Origin of the sequence: Nonomuraea antri (assembly GCF_013283785.1) — a bacterium.
Lineage (GTDB): Bacteria > Actinomycetota > Actinomycetes > Streptosporangiales > Streptosporangiaceae > Nonomuraea > Nonomuraea antri.
The window spans coordinates 1-16,115 of the sequence record NZ_JABCPZ010000242.1 but is presented as its reverse complement, the minus strand read 5'-3'; the positions used below and the strand labels follow the sequence as shown (position 1 = coordinate 16,115).

At 72.5% G+C, this 16,115-nt stretch carries 15 protein-coding genes; 10 read left to right on the top strand and 5 right to left on the bottom strand.

The features are described 5' to 3' along the window. Positions 1-473: 473 nt before the first annotated feature. Together HII36_RS45830 and HII36_RS45825 are read left to right on the top strand one after the other, a co-directional pair. Positions 474-1,073: a sensor histidine kinase gene (locus HII36_RS45830; protein WP_173529649.1), complete on the top strand. Its 600-nt coding sequence runs from the start codon at positions 474-476 to the stop codon at positions 1,071-1,073. 178 nt (positions 1,074-1,251) lie between these two features. After that, the gene (locus HII36_RS45825; RefSeq protein WP_173529648.1) at positions 1,252-1,902 is read left to right on the top strand and encodes a response regulator; all 651 of its coding nucleotides are present in this window, start codon (positions 1,252-1,254) and stop codon (positions 1,900-1,902) included. Positions 1,903-2,038: 136 nt separating this feature from the next. Here the strand turns inward: HII36_RS45825 and secY are convergent, their stop codons facing one another. Next, entirely contained in the window at positions 2,039-3,328 is a 1,290-nt protein-coding gene (gene secY, locus HII36_RS45820; RefSeq protein ID WP_173529647.1) for a preprotein translocase subunit SecY, read from the bottom strand. A 91-nt stretch (positions 3,329-3,419) separates the two neighbouring features. Here secY and HII36_RS45815 point away from each other — a divergent pair, with 91 nt between their 5' ends. Then, positions 3,420-3,995, top strand: coding sequence for an AAA family ATPase (locus tag HII36_RS45815; RefSeq protein ID WP_173529646.1), 576 nt, complete (start codon positions 3,420-3,422; stop codon positions 3,993-3,995). On the opposite strand, the gene HII36_RS45810 is transcribed toward HII36_RS45815, so the two are convergent. Then, positions 3,958-4,578 carry a TetR/AcrR family transcriptional regulator gene (locus HII36_RS45810; protein WP_173529645.1) on the bottom strand — a complete coding sequence of 207 codons (621 nt, stop codon included), beginning with the start codon at positions 4,576-4,578 and terminating at the stop codon, positions 3,958-3,960. The genes HII36_RS45815 and HII36_RS45810 overlap by 38 nt on opposite strands. Positions 4,579-4,631: 53 nt before the next feature. Here HII36_RS45810 and HII36_RS45805 point away from each other — a divergent pair, with 53 nt between their 5' ends. Next, on the top strand, positions 4,632-6,851 hold the full coding sequence (locus HII36_RS45805; protein WP_173529644.1) for an ATP-binding cassette domain-containing protein: 2,220 nt from the start codon (positions 4,632-4,634) through the stop codon (positions 6,849-6,851). Here HII36_RS45805 and HII36_RS45800 read toward each other — a convergent pair. Further along, complete coding sequence (locus HII36_RS45800) at positions 6,814-7,593, bottom strand: putative hydro-lyase (RefSeq protein ID WP_328808192.1); 780 nt, start codon at positions 7,591-7,593, stop codon at positions 6,814-6,816. The genes HII36_RS45805 and HII36_RS45800 overlap by 38 nt on opposite strands. Positions 7,594-7,663: 70 nt before the next feature. Between HII36_RS45800 and HII36_RS45795 the strand changes: the two genes are divergently transcribed. Next, positions 7,664-9,295 (top strand): sodium:solute symporter family protein, encoded by a 1,632-nt coding sequence (locus tag HII36_RS45795; protein WP_173529643.1) that lies wholly within the window; start codon positions 7,664-7,666, stop codon positions 9,293-9,295. Continuing rightward, a complete protein-coding gene (locus tag HII36_RS45790) occupies positions 9,292-9,456 on the top strand; it encodes a hypothetical protein (RefSeq protein ID WP_173529642.1) in 165 nt (54 codons plus the stop codon). Before HII36_RS45795 ends, HII36_RS45790 begins: the two co-directional genes overlap by 4 nt. A gap of 64 nt (positions 9,457-9,520) precedes the next feature. Here the strand turns inward: HII36_RS45790 and HII36_RS45785 are convergent, their stop codons facing one another. Together HII36_RS45785 and HII36_RS45780 are read right to left on the bottom strand one after the other, a co-directional pair. Further along, entirely contained in the window at positions 9,521-10,543 is a 1,023-nt protein-coding gene (locus HII36_RS45785) for a M14 family zinc carboxypeptidase (protein WP_173529641.1), read from the bottom strand. A gap of 125 nt (positions 10,544-10,668) precedes the next feature. Further along, positions 10,669-11,226: a RipA family octameric membrane protein gene (locus HII36_RS45780; RefSeq protein ID WP_217370778.1), complete on the bottom strand. Its 558-nt coding sequence runs from the start codon at positions 11,224-11,226 to the stop codon at positions 10,669-10,671. Between the two features lie 158 nt (positions 11,227-11,384). Here HII36_RS45780 and HII36_RS45775 point away from each other — a divergent pair, with 158 nt between their 5' ends. The 4 genes from HII36_RS45775 (at position 11,385) to HII36_RS45760 (ending at position 16,025) form a co-directional block, all read left to right on the top strand. Next, positions 11,385-12,776 (top strand): hypothetical protein, encoded by a 1,392-nt coding sequence (locus tag HII36_RS45775; RefSeq protein WP_173529640.1) that lies wholly within the window; start codon positions 11,385-11,387, stop codon positions 12,774-12,776. 173 nt (positions 12,777-12,949) lie between these two features. Further along, a complete protein-coding gene (locus HII36_RS45770; protein ID WP_328808191.1) occupies positions 12,950-13,999 on the top strand; it encodes an ATP-binding protein in 1,050 nt (349 codons plus the stop codon). Further along, positions 13,996-15,336 (top strand): vWA domain-containing protein, encoded by a 1,341-nt coding sequence (locus HII36_RS45765; RefSeq protein WP_173529639.1) that lies wholly within the window; start codon positions 13,996-13,998, stop codon positions 15,334-15,336. Before HII36_RS45770 ends, HII36_RS45765 begins: the two co-directional genes overlap by 4 nt. After that, entirely contained in the window at positions 15,333-16,025 is a 693-nt protein-coding gene (locus HII36_RS45760) for a hypothetical protein (protein ID WP_173529638.1), read from the top strand. Before HII36_RS45765 ends, HII36_RS45760 begins: the two co-directional genes overlap by 4 nt. Positions 16,026-16,115: the final 90 nt, after the last annotated feature.

Sequence of the window (16,115 nt, the reverse complement as noted above, 5' to 3'; positions counted from 1 at the left end):
GCCCCGCACCCCCAACCGCTCCCACCCACTCGGCCCACCGCACACACCCGACCGCTCTCGGCCACCCCGCACTTCCGGCCACCACCCAACACGCGCCGTCTGTCGCCGCCGCACACTCACCGCAGCCGCCGCTTGCCGCCCCCGGAGAGACTGGTCCTTCGGCCGGCGCACAGCCCGCGTCGCTCGCTGCCGGACGGGCCGTGGCGTTGGGGGGCGTGCCCGGCCAGGCGGCGGCGTGGGGCCTGCCCAGCGCCCCCTCGCCGGAGCACCCGAGCATCCGCAGGCACACCGCCACCGACACCACCGGCACTGCGGTCGCCGCCGGCGCCATCTTGCCCGCAGACACCACACCGCCCATGGATGCGTCGCCAACGGAGGCGCTGCCGTCCCTCGGAGCGGGGCCGTCTCTTGGGGTGTCGTCAGGCCTGGGGGCTGGGCCGTTTCTTGGGGTGTTGCCGTCCCTTGAGGCGGGGGTGGTAGCGGATGTGGTCGGGGAGGCGCTTGCGCGGGAGCGGGCGCGGATCGCCGGGGAGGTGCACGACGTGGCCGGGCATGGTCTCGCGGCCATCGCGATGCAGGCCGGCGTCGCGCTCGTCACGCTCGACGACGACCCCGAGCAGGCGCGGGCCTCGCTGCTGGCCATCAGGGACACGAGCGTGGCGGCGCTCGGCCGGTTGCGTGCCGCGCTCGACGGCATCGACCCGCCGGACGGCGACCTGCCGAGCCTCCTCGACGGCGTGCGAGCCGCCGGGCTGCCGGTGGACGTCGAGCCCGCCGATCCGGCCGTGCCCGTCCACCTGCGCGGGGCCGTCTACCGGGTGGTGCGCGAGTCGCTGACCAACGTGTTGCGGCACGCGGGCCCGACCAGGGCGCTGGTGCGGGTGGCGAACGATCCGTGCGAGTTCGTGCTGGAGGTCGCCGACCGGGGCGTCGGCTGGACGGGCGCCGCGGAGGGCCGCGGGCTGGCCGGTCTTCGCGCCGGGATCACCGAGGCAGGTGGGCAGTTCACCGCCGGACCGCGCGAGGGCGGCGGTTTCCGGGTCCTCGCCCGCTTCCCCAAGGAGCCGGTGTGAGGCGCGTACCCAGGGAGCCGGTGTGGGATGCGGGCCCGGTGAACCGATCTGAGGCCCGTACCCAAGAAGCTGGTGTGAGGCGCGTATCCAGGGGGCCGGTGTGGGATGCGGGCCTGGTGAACCGGTCTGAGGCCAGTACCCAAGGGGCCGGTGTGAGGCGCGTACCCAGGGAGCTGGTGTGATTCGGGTGGGCATCGCCGATGATCAGGCGGTGGTGCGCATGGGGTTGCGGGCGTTACTGGATCGGGAGCCCGGCATGGAGTGCGTGGGCGAGGCGGCCGACGGTGGTGCGGCGCTCGCGCTGGTCCGCCGGACCCGTCCCGACGTGCTGCTGCTCGACATCCGCATGCCCGGCATGGACGGCCTGGCCACCCTCAGGGCCCTGGCCGACGACCCGGAGGCGGCCGGCACCAGGATCGTGGTGGTGACCACGTTCGCGGTCGACGAGTACGTCTTCGCCGCACTCCAGGCGGGCGCCAGCGGCTTCGTGCTCAAGGACAGCGCGCCCGAGGAACTGGTCAGCGCGGTGCGGGTGGTGGCCGCCGGAGAGGCGCTGCTGTCCCCGGCGATCACCAGGAAGGTCATCGGGCTGTTCGGACGGCACGGGTCGGAGCCGGTGGCCGGGGTCGAGACGCTCACGCCGCGCGAGCGGGAACTGGTGGCCTGGGTGGCCACGGGCCGTTCGAACGAGGAGATCGCCGCCGAGCTGACGATCAGCCCCGACACGGTGCGCACGCACGTCAGCCGGGCGATGGTCAAGCTGCACGCCCGCGACCGCGCCCAGCTCGTGGTGTTCGCGATGCGAGCCGGCCTCGCGCTTCCCGCCTGAACGAGCCGGCTCCGACTGAGCGAGTCGGCCCCACCGTGAAGGGGACCGGCTCCACCGTGATGGGGACCGGCCCTACCGCGAACGAGCCGGCCCCGCCGTGGGCGATTCGACCTCGCACCCCCCCGCGTGACCTGGGTTACCGGAGGAAGCCTTCGTAGTTGCGTTGCTGGAGTTGGGCCTCGATGCGTTTCACGGTCTCCAGCCCGACGCTCACCATGATGAGCAGGCTGGCGCCGCCGAACGGGAAGTTCTGCTGCGTCCCCGGGTCGCGCAGGATCGCGAACGCGATGAGCGGCAGCACCGCGAGCACCCCCAGGTACGCCGCCCCCGCCGCGGTCAGCCTGGACAGCACGTACGTCAGGTACCGCGCGGTGGCCGGGCCCGGCCGGACACCGGGGATGAATCCCCCGTACCGCCGCAGGTTGTCGGCCACCTCGACCGGGTTGAAGGTGATCGACACGTAGAAGTAGGCGAACCCGGCGATCAGCAGCACGTACGAGAGCAGGTAGAGCGGATGCGTGCCGGCGGTCAGGTTCTGCGCGATCCAGGTCTCGGCGGCGCCGCCGAGCAGCGAGCCGGCCAGCGTCGGCAGGTAGAGCAGCGACGAGGTGAAGATCACCGGCACGATGCCGGCCTGGTTGACCTTGAGCGGGAGGTACGTGCGGGTCCCGCCGTACGTGCGCCGTCCGACCAGGCGCTTGGCGTAGTGGACGGGCACGCGCCGCTGCGCCTGCTCGACGAAGACCACGGCCGCGACCAGGAACACCCCGGACACGAGCATGACCGTGAAGCTCACCGGGCTCATCACGAAGATCCGTGACATGTAGCCCGGGAAGACGGCCACGACCTGGGTGAACACCAGGATGGACATGCCGTTGCCGATCCCCCGGTCGGTGATCAGCTCGCCGATCCACATGACCACGCAGGTGCCCGCGACCATGGTAGTCACCAGCACGGTCACCGTGAGCGGCCCGTCGTCGCGCAGCAGCGGCAGCGTGCACCCGGACAACAGCTGTCCCGACCTGGCCAGCGCCACGATCGTGGCGGCGTTCAGCAGGGCCAGTGCCACGGTCAGGTACCGGGTGTACTGGGTGATCTTCGTCTGCCCGTTCTGTCCCTCCTTGCGCAGCGCGTCGAGGCGCGGGATCACCACTGCGAGCAGTTGCATGACGATGCTCGCGGTGATGTACGGCATGACGCCCAGCGCGAACACGGAGAGCTGGAGCATCGCGCCGCCGCTGAGCAGTTGCAGCATGTCGGTCAGCCCGCCCTGCGCGGAGCCGACGCATCGCCGCACGGCCACCACGTCCACGCCGGGTGAGGGCAGCACCTGACCCAGCCGGAACAGCCCGAGCATGGCCAGCGTGAACGACAGCTTCCTGCGGAGTTCCGGCACCCGGAACGCCCTGGTCAACGTGGTCAGCATGGCGCCGAGTCTCGCGGCGCGGGCGTCCGGCGTCGTCCGCTCAGGCGAGGCACCGGCGTACGCAAATCCGCGTACGGGCAGACTTGATCGCATGACGACGGTGTGGGTGATCAGCGGGCCGCCGGGCGCGGGCAAGTCGACGGTGGCCGCCGCGCTGCTGGCCCGCCTCGCCCCGGTGCCGGCCCTGCTGGACAAGGACACCGTGTACGGCGATTTCGTCGCCGCGACGCTCGAAGCGTACGGCAGGCCGCCCGGCGAACGCGAGGGCCCGTGGTACGACCGGCACGTCAAACGGCACGAGTACACCGGTCTGACCAGGCTGGCCAGGCAGATCAGGGAGCACGGCTGCCCGGTGATGCTGGACGGCCCGTTCACCACCCAGGTCCACGACGCGGACCGCTGGACGGAGTGGGTGGCCGGGCTGGGCGGCGACCCGGTGCGGCTGGTCTGGGTCCGGTCGGACGGCCCGACCCTGCGCGAGCGCCTGCTGGCCAGGGGTTTCGAGCGTGACACGGGCAAGCTGGCGGCGTTCGAGTCGTACCTGAAGGCGATCAGGGTGGACGAGCCGCCGGTGGTGCCGTACCTGGAGATCGACAACCGGCGCGGCGCGCCGCCGGTGGGCGGGCAGCTCAGCGCGGCGGGTATACCGCCGCGAACACCCGCGTGAGCTTCGGCACGAGCCGGGTGTAGCGCCCCTCCTCGTAGCCGACGCCGGGCTCGTTGCTGAGCTGCTGCGAGATGGGCCCGGCGATCAGGCTGGCGGCCAGGGCGAGCCCTTCCTCGCCGGCCGCGTCCCGGTGCAGCTCGCCGCGCGCGACGGCGGCCTCGATCAGGCTCGCGAAGTGCCGGTGGATGCCCAGCGCGGGCGCGTACGCCTCGGGCGAGGGCGTGAACCCGGGCACCGGCCGCCAGAACAGCAGTTGCGCCAGCACCTGGTTGTGCATGATCCAGCGGGCCCCGGCCTCCAGGGACGCGCCCATCGCGGCCAGCCCGGGCTCGTGCGGCTCGGCCGCCGCGCGCACCGCGGCCAGGTAGCCCTCCTGGCCCTGCTTGAACAGCGCGTCGTAGACCGCGTGCCGGGACGGGAAGTACTTGTACAGCGAGGGCGGCCGGATGCCCAGCCGCCTGGCCACCGTCGACAGGCTCAGCCCCGCGGCCCCCTCCTCGGCCATCACCTCCAGCGCGATGCCCAGGATCTCGGCCTGGGTCTCGGCCCGCCGGCGCGATCTTCGGTCAGGGATGTCCGTCATGGAAATTAAAATAGCTTAGGCTATAGGTCGTAGCTAAAACTAAAGGGGATAGCGTGTCGCGTGACATCCAGCTGACCGGCCTGCGGCAGAACAACCTCAAGAACGTCTCCCTGCGGCTGCCCAAGGAGCGGCTGACCGTCTTCACCGGCGTGTCCGGCTCCGGCAAGTCGTCCATCGTGTTCGGCACGATCGCGGCCGAGTCGCAACGCCAGCTCAACGAGACCTACAGCGCGTTCCTGCGCAACCGGCTGCCCAAGCACGAGCGGCCCAAGGCCGAGCGCATGTCGAACCTCACGGCGGCCGTCGTGGTCGACCAGAAACCGGTCGGCGGCGGCGCGCGTTCGACCGTGGGCACGATGACCGAGGTCCACGCCATGTTGCGGGTGCTGTTCTCGCGGCGGGGCGAGCCGTCGGCGGGGCCGGCGACGGCGTACTCGTTCAACGACCCGCAGGGCATGTGCCCGGAGTGCGACGGCCTGGGCAGGAAGCTGGAGGCCGACCTCGACGCGCTGATCGACCCCGCGCTGTCGCTCAACCAGGGCGCGCTGCGCATGTTCCCGGTCGGCGGCTACGTCTGGCAGCTCTACGCCAGGTCGGGCCTGTTCGACCCGGACAAGCCGCTGGGCGAGTTCACCGCCGAGGAACGCGAGCTGCTGCTGCGCGGCAGCGGCTTCAAGGTGGACCGGGGGGACTACACCAACGCCTACGAGGGCGTCCTGGTGCGGTTCGACCGGGTCTATCTCAAGCGCGACCTCGACCAGCTCGACAAGGCCGCGCAGGGGTTCGTGCGGCAGGGCCTGTGCCCGGCGTGCCACGGCGCGCGGCTCAACGAGGCGGCGCTGGCCTCCAGGATCGGCGGCAGGAACCTGGCCGACTACGCGGCGATGGAGGTGACCGACTTGATCGGCGTGCTCGAAGGTCTGGACGACCCGGTCGCCGCGGCCGCGGTGGAGTCGTTGCGCAGGATCGACGCGATCGGCCTCGGCTACCTCAGCCTCGACCGCGGGACGTCGACGCTGTCGGGCGGCGAGGCGCAGCGCCTGAAGACCGTGCGCAATCTGGGCAGCAGCCTGACCGGCATGACCTACATCTTCGACGAGCCCAGCGTCGGCCTGCACCCGCGCGACGTGCACCGCCTGGCCGACCTGCTGGTCGAGCTGCGCGACAAGGGCAACACGGTGCTCGTCGTCGAGCACGACCGCGACCTGATCACGCTCGCCGACCACATCGTGGACCTGGGCCCAGGCGCGGGCGCGGCGGGCGGCCGGGTGGTGTTCGAAGGCCCGGTGGACGGCCTGATCGCCGGCGACACGCTGACCGGACGCATGCTCAGGCGCGCGACCGGGCTCAAGGACGCGGTGCGCGCGCCGTCCGGCTGGCTCACGATCGCCGGCGCGAACGCGCACAACCTCAAGGACGTCACGGTACGCGTGCCGCTCGGCGTGCTCACCGCGGTCACCGGCGTGGCCGGGTCGGGCAAGAGCACGCTGATGCGGCACGAGCTGATCGCCCAGCACCCCGGCACGGTGCTCATCGACCAGTCGGCCATCGCCGCCTCGCCCAGGTCCACGCCGGCCACGTACCTCAACGCCATGGACCCGCTGCGCAAGCTGTTCGCCGAGGCGAACGGGGTGGAGCCGGCCGTGTTCAGCTTCAACTCGGCCGGCGCGTGCCCGGCCTGCAAGGGACGCGGTGAGATCAAGACGGACCTGGCGTTCATGGACCCGGTGACGCGGGTGTGCGACGTGTGCGGGGGCAGCAGGTACAGCGCCGAGGCGCTGTCGTACACGGTCGGCGGCAGGACGATCGCGGACGTGCTGGCGATGACGGCCGACGAGGCGGCGCGGTCGTTCGACCTGCCCGGCGTGGCCAGGCTGGGCCGGCTCGGGCTCGGCTACCTGACGCTGGGGCAGCCGCTGAGCACGTTGTCGGGCGGCGAGCGGCAGCGGCTCAAGCTGGCGCACCGGCTGCGCGAACGCGGCAAGGTGTACGTGTTCGACGAGCCGACGACCGGGCTGCACATGGCGGACATCGACACGCTGCTGACGCTGCTCGACCGGCTGGTGGACGACGGCAACACGGTCATCGTGGTCGAGCACGACCTGGACGTGGTCAAGCACGCCGACTGGGTGATCGACCTGGGCCCCGAGGCCGGGCAGCACGGCGGCCAGGTCGTCTTCGAAGGCACCCCGACCGATTTGACGGAAGCAGCCACCTATACCGCGAAATATCTCGTTAAATCGCTAGATAGCTCTCGTCCCGGGCGTCGGTGATGGCCATGTGACCGGGCAGGTGCCCGATCGCGTACTCGACCCCGCTGGCCATGACCGCCTCCTGCGGGGTCACCCCGCAGGCCCAGAAGACCGGCAGCTCACCGTCGCGGACCTCGACCGGATCGCCGTAGTCGGGCCGGTCCAGCTCCGCGATGCCCAGCGCCTTCGGGTCGCCCACGTGCACGGGCGCGCCGTGCACCAGCGGGTAGCGGCCGGTCACCTCCACCGCGGTCTGCACCAGCGGCTGCGGCACCGGCCGCATCGAGACCACGAGCGGCCCGGACAGCGTGCTCGTCGGCCGGCACTCGACGGCGGTGCGGTACATCGGCACGTTCACGCCCTGTTCCAGGTGCCGCACCGGCACCCCGGCGGCCAGCAGCGCGGACTCGAAGGTGAAGCTGCAGCCGATGAGGAACGGCACCAGGTCGGCCCGCCACTCGCGCACCACCTCGCCGAGGTCGGCCACCGCCCGGCCGTCCACGTAGAGGCGGTAGCCGGGCAGGTCGGTACGCAGATCGCCGGAGAACAGCGCGGTGGTCCACTGGCCGGGCTCGCCCACGTCGAGCACCGGGCAGGCCTGGGGGTTGCGATGGGCGAACAGCAGCAGCTCGTAGCGCAGCGGCTTGGGCACGGCGATCAGGTTGGCCTGGGTCCAGCCGCGGCACCAGCCCGCGGTGGGCACCCGCTCGCCGTTGCGGAAGCGCGCCCGCGCCTGCGCGGGGCTCAGGTCGGCGACGTCCACACCACCGACATTACTTGTCTTCATTTCTTTACCAAGTGATGGCGAGAAATTTCCGGGTAGCGGGCGGGACGTGCGGCTTGATGTGAACCTCCTCGACTACGTACTGATCGCGTTGTACTTCGCGACCGTGCTCGCCATCGGCTTCGCCGCGCGCCGCCGGATCAGCTCCAGCCTCGACTTCTTCCTCGCCGGGCGCGGGCTGCCCGCGTGGATCACCGGGCTGGCGTTCGTGTCGGCCAATCTCGGCGCGATCGAGATCCTCGGCATGGCGGCCAACGGCGCGCAGTACGGCGCGATGACCGTGCACTACTACTGGATCGGCGCGGTGCCGGCGATGGTGTTCCTCGGCATCGTGATGATGCCGTTCTACTACCGCTCCAAGGTCCGCAGCGTGCCGGAGTTCCTGCGCAGGCGCTTCAACCCGAGCACGCAACTGCTGAACGCGATCACGTTCGCGGTGGCGCAGATCCTCATCGCCGGGGTGAACCTGTACGCGCTGGCGCTGGTCCTGGAGCTGCTGCTGGGCTGGCCGCTGCCGGTCTCGGTGGTGGTGGCCGCGGTGATCGTGCTGGCCTACATCACGCTCGGCGGGCTGTCCTCGGCGATCTACAACGAGGTGCTGCAGTTCTTCGTGATCCTGGCCGGGCTGATCCCGCTGACCGTGCTCGGGCTGATCAAGGTGGGCGGCCTGTCCGGTCTGTACGAGAAGGTACGGCAGAGCCCGCTCGGCGAGGGCGGGCTGCACACCTGGGCGGGCACCGCGGGCGACAACCCGATGCAGGCGCACTGGATCGGGATCGTGTTCGGGCTGGGGTTCGTGTTGTCGTTCGGCTACTGGACGACGAACTTCGCCGAGGTGCAGCGGGCGCTGTCGGCCAGGAACACCAACGCGGCCAGGCTCACGCCGATCGTGGCGGCGTACCCGAAGATCTTCATTCCGCTGGTCACGGTGCTGCCGGGGATGATCGCGCTGGTGCTGTTCGGCGACCTGGGCAAGGGTCAGGACTACAACAACGCGATCCCGCTGCTCATGCGCGACCTGCTGCCGAACGGGGTGCTCGGCGTCGCGGTGACCGGGCTGCTGGCCTCGTTCATGGCCGGGATGGCGGCCAACATCAGCGGGTTCAACACGGTCTTCACCAACGACATCTGGCAGGCGCACCTGGCCAGGGACCGCGACGACGCCTACTACCTGCGCGTGGGCCGCGTCGCGACGGTGGCCGGGGTGCTGCTGGGCGTCGGGACGGCGTTCATCGCGGCCGGTTACTCCAACATCATGGAGTATCTGCAGGCGTTGTTCTCGTTCTTCAACGCGCCGCTGTTCGCGACCTTCATCCTCGGCCTGTTCTGGCGGCGGATGACCGCGTGGGCCGGGTTCTGGGGGCTGCTCGCGGGCACCGCGGCGGCCTTCGTGTCGTACTTCGGGTACAAGGCGGGCCTGCTGGACTTCGGCACCGAGCTGAACGCGAGTTTCTGGGGCGCGGGGGTGGCCTTCGCCGTCGACCTGCTGGTGTCGGTGGCGGTCACGCTGGTCACCGCGCCCAAGCCCGATTCCGAGCTGCGCGGGCTGGTCTACGGCCTGAGCGCGGTGGACCTGGAGGACGACGCGCTGAGCGGCGACGCCCGGTGGTACCGGTCGCCGATGCTGCTCGGCACGGGCGCGCTGGTGCTGGCCGTGGCGCTGTATGGGGTGATCTTGTGAGTGACATCCGCGTGGTGATCGGCGGGCTCTTCGCGCTGTACGGCGTGATCCTCATCGTCGCCGGGCTGCTGGGCGAGGCCGTCAACCTGTGGACCGGGCTGGCGATGGCGGTGTTCGGCGGCGCGTTCCTGCTGTGGGCGCGGCTGCGCCGGCTCGACTGACCCCCCTCTACTGGCCGCCGCCCGTCCTCGCTCCACCGGGGACGGACGGCGGTCGCCCGTCAGGTCACACGCCGCACGGGGCGGAGGCGGCGCGCGGGATGGCGTCGATGCCCGACACGTCCGTGCCGGCCAGCTCGCCCCTGGCCACCGAGTTGAGCAGGGCCATCGTCGGGACGGTGAACAGCCGCTCCAGGTAGCCGTTGCTCTTCTGGCCGACCGAGCGGACCTCGAAGAAGATCGCACCCTGGGTGGCGAAGCCCGAGTCGGAGCCGTCGGGGCCCGGGCCGCCGAGCAGCATGCGGGAGAAGACGGCGTTCGTGATGTCGATGTCCTGATATTTCGCGACGTGCGTTTGGCCGAAGCCGGACAGCGCGTTCACCGACACCATCGACATCTGCCGGTTGGTCAGCCACTGCGCGGCCGTCAGCCTGGACGGGTCGATCGGCCTGATGCCGATCTGGAACTGGTTGAGCTCGTTCGTCCCGGCGATGACCGGCGACTCGCCCATGTGGTGCAGGTCGAGCGCCAGCCTCGGCCGGGCGCTCTGCCACAGGGCGTACCAGGCACGCGACTCGGGCTGGGCGAAGTTCTCCCAGTCGCGGTTGAGGTCGACCCTGGCCGGGGTGGTGCTCTGCCTGATGTTGGCCTCGGCGCCGTCCGGGTTGTACATGGGGATGACGATCAGCGTCATGCGTTCGCGGATCAGTTTCGCGTCCGGGTCGCCGGAGGCGAGGTGGTCGAGCACCTGCAGCGCCGACTCGGTGGAGTGCAGCTCGTTGCCGTGGATGCGGGCCTGCAGCCAGAACACCTCGGGCCCGGTGCCGACCTTGGCGTAGAGCAGGTCGCGGCCCTCGCCGGAGGCGCCGGCCCGGTGCACGGTGACCAGGCCCTTGCTGGTCCTGGCGATACGGTCGAGCCCGCGGACCACGTCGGCGTATCCCGCGACGCTCGATCTGCTGACGTTCTGCTCGTCCTGGAGGCAGGGGCCGCCAGGGTGGGTGGGCGGTTCGGCGACGGCGGACAAGGGGGTGACGGCGACGACCGCGCAGGTCAGCAGCGCCACGAGACCGGTCCTGTGGTGAGCCAAGTGAACCTCCGGATACTGTGCCGCATCAGCGTGCGGACAGCGCCGAGTGTCTCCCCGGCCGAACGGGTGATCAAGGGCTGGATGGAACAATATTCAATCACGGCACGCTGTGAACGCCGCTCCCCCTACGCCGCCAGTGCGGCCACCGACGCCGCGAAGGCCACCAGGTACGACGTGCAGAACAACACCGGGATCCACTGCTCGATGTGCGTCAGCGGCCGGTACCTGGCCGGGTCCAGCCCGCGGCCCAGCGCCTCCCACTCGGCCCGCCAGTAGGGCGAGGCGGGCAGGCGTTCCTCCATCATGCCGATCACCGCGTACTTGGCGTTGTTGAGCTGGCGGTAGGAGCGCACGATCCAGAACCAGGCCAGGCACTGCAGCTCCATGACGGCCAGCAGGAAGAGCAGCACCCAGAAGTTGCGCGCCAGGCCCTGCCAGCCGTTGGCGAGCAGCGCCCCGATGCCGGTGTTCAGCGACAGGAAGAACGTGTTCGCCAGGCCCCGGCGCGCGCTGACCCGGTCGGCCATCTCCACGTACATCTTGTACTGCTCCAGGAGGATCAGCGCGCGGGTCTGGCCGGGTTCGTCCTCGGCGGAACTCCACAGCGCCTGCCTGATCAGGGCCGGGTCGGGGGAATCGGTGGCGCCGAAGCGGGCGCGTAACCGGGTGTTGAGCCGCGTCACGTGATCAGTATCGGCGCGGGCGCGCGCCGATCTCTGAGTATGGGGCTACTCAGGCGCCATCCCGGGTTCATGGGGGAACGTGTTCACCGGCGGGGCGAGGGTGCGGGGAGGAGCATGCCCGTCCGCGCGGAGGCCGAGCACGAGGGGCGGGGAGGAGCATGCGCGTCCGGCTGGAGGCCGAGCACGAGGGCCGGGAGGCGCTGAGCCACGCCGGTTACGCGGTGCTGTTCGGCGCCGCCGCCTGGGCGGTGCGCGCGTACGCCGCCGGTGACCTGCCGGAGGTGGATCTCGGCGTCGACACCTCGGGGATCACCGAGCTGCTCAAGTGGGCGGGCGTCGTGCTCGGCGTGCTGGCGGCCGTGCACGCCCTGGTCAGCGCGGTGCGTGCGATCCGCTGGACCCGGGCGCGCGCCCAGTTGCGGATGGCCCGCGACCCGAGCCGGGCCCCCCGGCTGCCGGCCGCCGCCGGGCACGACTCGGTGCTCAAGCCATCCAGGACGTTCCTCGTCACCCTGCTGGTGATCGCGGCGTTCGTCGGCGTCCTGTACCTGGGCGGACGGTCGCGCTCGCCGCTCTTCCGGTACATCGACTCGGCCTCGGGCACGGAGATCGCGCTCTGGCTGCTCGCCGGGGCGCTCGGCGTCCTGGCCTGGCTGGTGGTCTGGGGGGTGCGCATGCGCCGCAGGCTGCACGCGCGGGCCGTCCAGCGGCTGTCCCAGGACGCCGCGTACGCCGAGCAGACCACGATCTGGACGGCGGAGGTCTCGCCACGGCGCGCGGCGGCGATCCCGGAGCTGCGCGTGCACCACTACAGCGCCCAGCCGGTGTGGACGACGGGCCTGCGGCCGATCAGCACGAGCCGCAACCTCATCGGCCGGCGGCCGTGGCAGATCGCCTACTTCCGGCTGTTCGAGAACGAGGTGCGCGTCCGCGACTTCCTGACCGGCGCCTTCCGCGAGTTCGGCTACGTCCACCTGCTGCGCAGCGCCGCCTCCGTCGGGCGGGCGGAACGTGAGTCGGCCGAGCGCGCCAGGGCGGGCTCGGGCGTGTTCCTCGCCTCGCGGCACCGCATGATCGAGGAGCTGGCGCGCGAGCCCGCCGACCCGCTGCCGAAAGGCCGGCACACGCTGCGCTCGATCGGCGGCTCGCCGGTGCGCGTCCGCGACCGTTACGGCAGCTATCCGGTACGCGCCCTGCTGTGCCACGGCGGGTTCTGGAAGCAGGCGGTGGACGTGCTGCTCGACCGGGCCGACGTGGTGGTGATCGACCTGTCCGGCTTCCGCGGGGAGAACGCGGGAACCGGCTACGAGCTGCAGCGGGTCATCGACCGCTTCCCGATCCGCCGGGTGCTGGTGCTCGCCGATCCGGGCAGCGACACGGTGTATCTGGAGGCGCAGGTGCGGCACGCCTGGTCGCGGATGGCCCACGGCTCGCCGAACGCGGGGACGGGCCGCAGGCACCTGCTGATCAGCACGGTCGGCCTCGGCGGCAGCCGTCTGGCCACCCGGCCGCTGCTGGTCTACCTGCACCAGTACATGGGCGACGCCTAGCGGCCGCCGCCGTGGACCGCCTGGTGACCTCGGGGCGCGTCCTGCCGCGCCGGCGGCTTCGTCCGGAGCCGGTGAGTCCGGAGCCGGTGAGACTGGCGGCGGTTTGACAAGCGCGCGAGCGTCAACTTATGTTGACGGCATACGTCAATAGAAGTTGACGCGAGGAGGGGTGTGTGGACGCGTTGTCCGTGGCCGTGCGGGCCAACCTGCCGGTGATCCTCTGGGGCGCGCCGGGGACCGGGAAGACGTCGGCGGTGCTCGCCCTCGGGGCGCGGCTCGGGCTGCCGGTCGAGGCGGTGGTCGGCTCGATCAGGGAGCCGAGCGACTTCGCCGGGCTGCCGGTGCTGCGCGACGGCGGCACCTGGTTCGCGCCGCCGCGCTGGGCCGAACGCCTCGCCGCCGCCGGCGAGGGCATCCTGTTCCTGGACGAGCTGACCACCGCGCCCCCGGCCGTCCAGGCGGCGATGTTGCGGGTGGTGCTGGAACGGGTCGTCGGCGATCTCACGCTGCCGTCCGGGGTGCGGATCGTGGCCGCGGCCAACCCGCCCGCCCTGGCCGCCGACGGGTGGGACCTGGCCGCGCCGCTGGCCAACCGGCTGATCCACCTGGACTGGGAGGTCAGCGCGGCGTCGGTGGCCGAGGGGTTCACGGCCGGGTTCGACGTCCGGGATCCCGGTGACTGGACGCCGCCCGAGCCCGGCGCTGTCGGCCGGGCCAGGGCGCTGGTGGGGGCGTTCCTGCGGGTCAGGCCGGAGCTGGTGCTGGCCGTCCCGGACGAGCCCGTCCGCGCCTGGCCCAGCCCCCGTACGTGGGAGCTGACCGCGACGGCGCTGGCCTGCGCGGGCGGCGACGAGCGGGTGCGGGCCGAGCTGGTCGTGGGGGCGGTGGGCGCGGCGGCCGGGTTCGAGCTGCTGTCGTGGCTGCGTGACCTGGACCTGCCCGATCCCGAGCTGCTGCTGACCGATCCGCTCGCGCCGCTGCCCGACCGGGTGGACCGGGTGCACGCGGTGCTCGGGTCCGTGGTCGCCCACGTGGCCGCCGACGGCGGCGCGGACTCCTGGCAGCGGGCCTGGACCCTGGTGGGACGGGTGGCCAGGCGCACCCCGGACGTCGCCGCCACGGCCGCGCGGTCCCTGGCTGCGCGGCGGCCCGAGGGGGCGGTGCTGCCTTCCGCGGTGCTGGAACTGGCGCCGATCCTGCGGTCAGCGGGGTTGATGCCATGACGGCCACGGCCTTCCCCGACGACCCGCTGCCGGGTGGTTCCGGCAGCCCGGCAGGCGGCGGCTCTTCGGCCGGCGACTCGGTGGGGGCGCGGTTCGCGGCGGCGCGGTTGTGGGCCGCCGACCGGGCGCCGTACCTGACCACGGCGCTGTTCGCGTTGCGTCCGCTGGCCCACGAGGGGCCGGTGCCGCCCGGCCTGCCCGCCGACGAGCACTGGAACGTGCACCTGGACGCCGCCGAGGTGGCGCGGACGCCGGTGCCCGAGCTGGGCTGGTGGCTGCTCCACCAGGTCGGCCACCTGCTGCGCGGGCATCACGGCCGGGCCACGGGCGACGAGCTGACCTGGGACCGGGCGGCGGACGCGGAGATCAACGACGACCTCGACGGCTTCGGCGACCACGGCGATTTCGGCGATTTCGGCGACCTCGGCGACCTCGCGGATGCGGCCGGGACCGGCGCGGTGGAGGGGCGTCGAGGCGGGCCCGCCGACGCGGTCTCACCGGAGACACTGGGCCTGCCCGGCGGCTTGCTGGCCGAACGGTACGTGGAGCTGCTGGACCTCATCGACGTCCCCGATCACCTGGTGTCCTGCGGACGTGCCCCGTTCACCGGCCCGGCCGCGCTGACGCCGCTGGAACGGGAACTGCTCACCCGGGCCGTCGCGGCCGAGATCGACGCCCGCGGCGACGTGCCCGGCGGATGGCGGCGCTGGGCGGAGTCCACCCTGCGGCCCGCCGCCGACTGGCGGACGCTGCTGGCCGCGCTGGTCAGACGTTCGATGAGCCAGGCCGCGGGACGCGTCGACCACAGCTACCGGCGGCCGTCGCGGCGCTCGTCCACGGTGCCGTCGGTGGTGCTGCCCGCCCTGGTACGTCCCGAGCCTCGGGTGGTGGTGCTGGTCGACACGTCGGCCAGCGTGACCGAGGCGCGGCTCAGGCAGGTGCTGGGCGAGCTGGACGGGGTGCTGCGCGCGGCCGGACGGCGTCAGGTCCCGGTGATCTGCTGCGACGCGCGGGCGTATCCCGCCCAGGTGGTGCGGCGGGCCGCCGACGTGGCGCTGGTCGGCGGCGGCGGGACGGACCTGCGGGCCGGTTTCGCCGCCGCCGGCCCCGCCGACCTGCTGGTCGTGCTGACCGACGGTGAGACGCCGTGGCCGGACCGGCGTCCCCGGGCGGCCGTGGTGATCTGCCTCTTCGGCCCACCCGGCTCCACCCCGCACAGCTCCGGGACGCGCGGCTCGGCGCCGTCCTGGGCGACCGTGGTCCACGTCCCTGCCGGGGATGCGGCGGGCGGGAGAGCGGCCGGTGGCGGGTTCCGCACTGAAGGGGGGATGGTATGAGCGGATGGGATGGCTTCACGCAGGGCGAGACGCGCCGCTGGCGGGCGGCCGGCTTCGAGCCCGGGGAGGCCCGCGCGTGGCGGCGGTCCGGGGTGCTCGCGCCCGCTGACGCGCGCCTGTGGCGCACCGTGTCGGCCACCCCTGAGTCGGTCGTCGTCTGGCAGCGCGCCGGCATGACCCCGGCCGAGGCGGTGCGCTGGCACGAGCTCGGGGTGGCCCCGCACGACGCGGCCAGGCGGCACGTGGCCGGTGAGCGTCCGCGCCGGGTCTCGTGGCTGGCCCGCATGGCCGTCCCGGAGCCGGAGCTGGACCCGGAGCGTACCGAGGCGTTGCGGCGGCTGCTGCGCGCCGGGGTGCCGGCCGACGTGGCGCGCCCGTACGCCGACGCCGGCTGGGACGGCGACGCGGCCGTGGAATGGGCGCGGCGGCGGGTCGACCAGGGGGACGCGCGGGTGTTCGCGGCGCTCGGGTTCACGGCCGCGGAGTCCGTCCGGGCCGGCGTTCCGGCCGTGGCGGTGATGACGGCGTGGTGGGGGGCGGTGCCGCTGGAGGAGGTGGCCGTCTGGTGCGCGGCCGGGTTCACGCCCGGCGAGGCGGCGGCGCAGCGGTCGCGCGGCGTCACCGCCGAGCAGGCGGCCGTCCTGCGCGCGCTGTCGTCACTCGGCCCCGCGGACCCCGGCCATCGCTAGCCGCCCCCGGTCGCACCCGGTCGCACCATGTCACGCCCGTCGCCCGCCCGTCGCCCGCCCGTCGCCGGTCCCCGGCGGTCAGTCGTACTC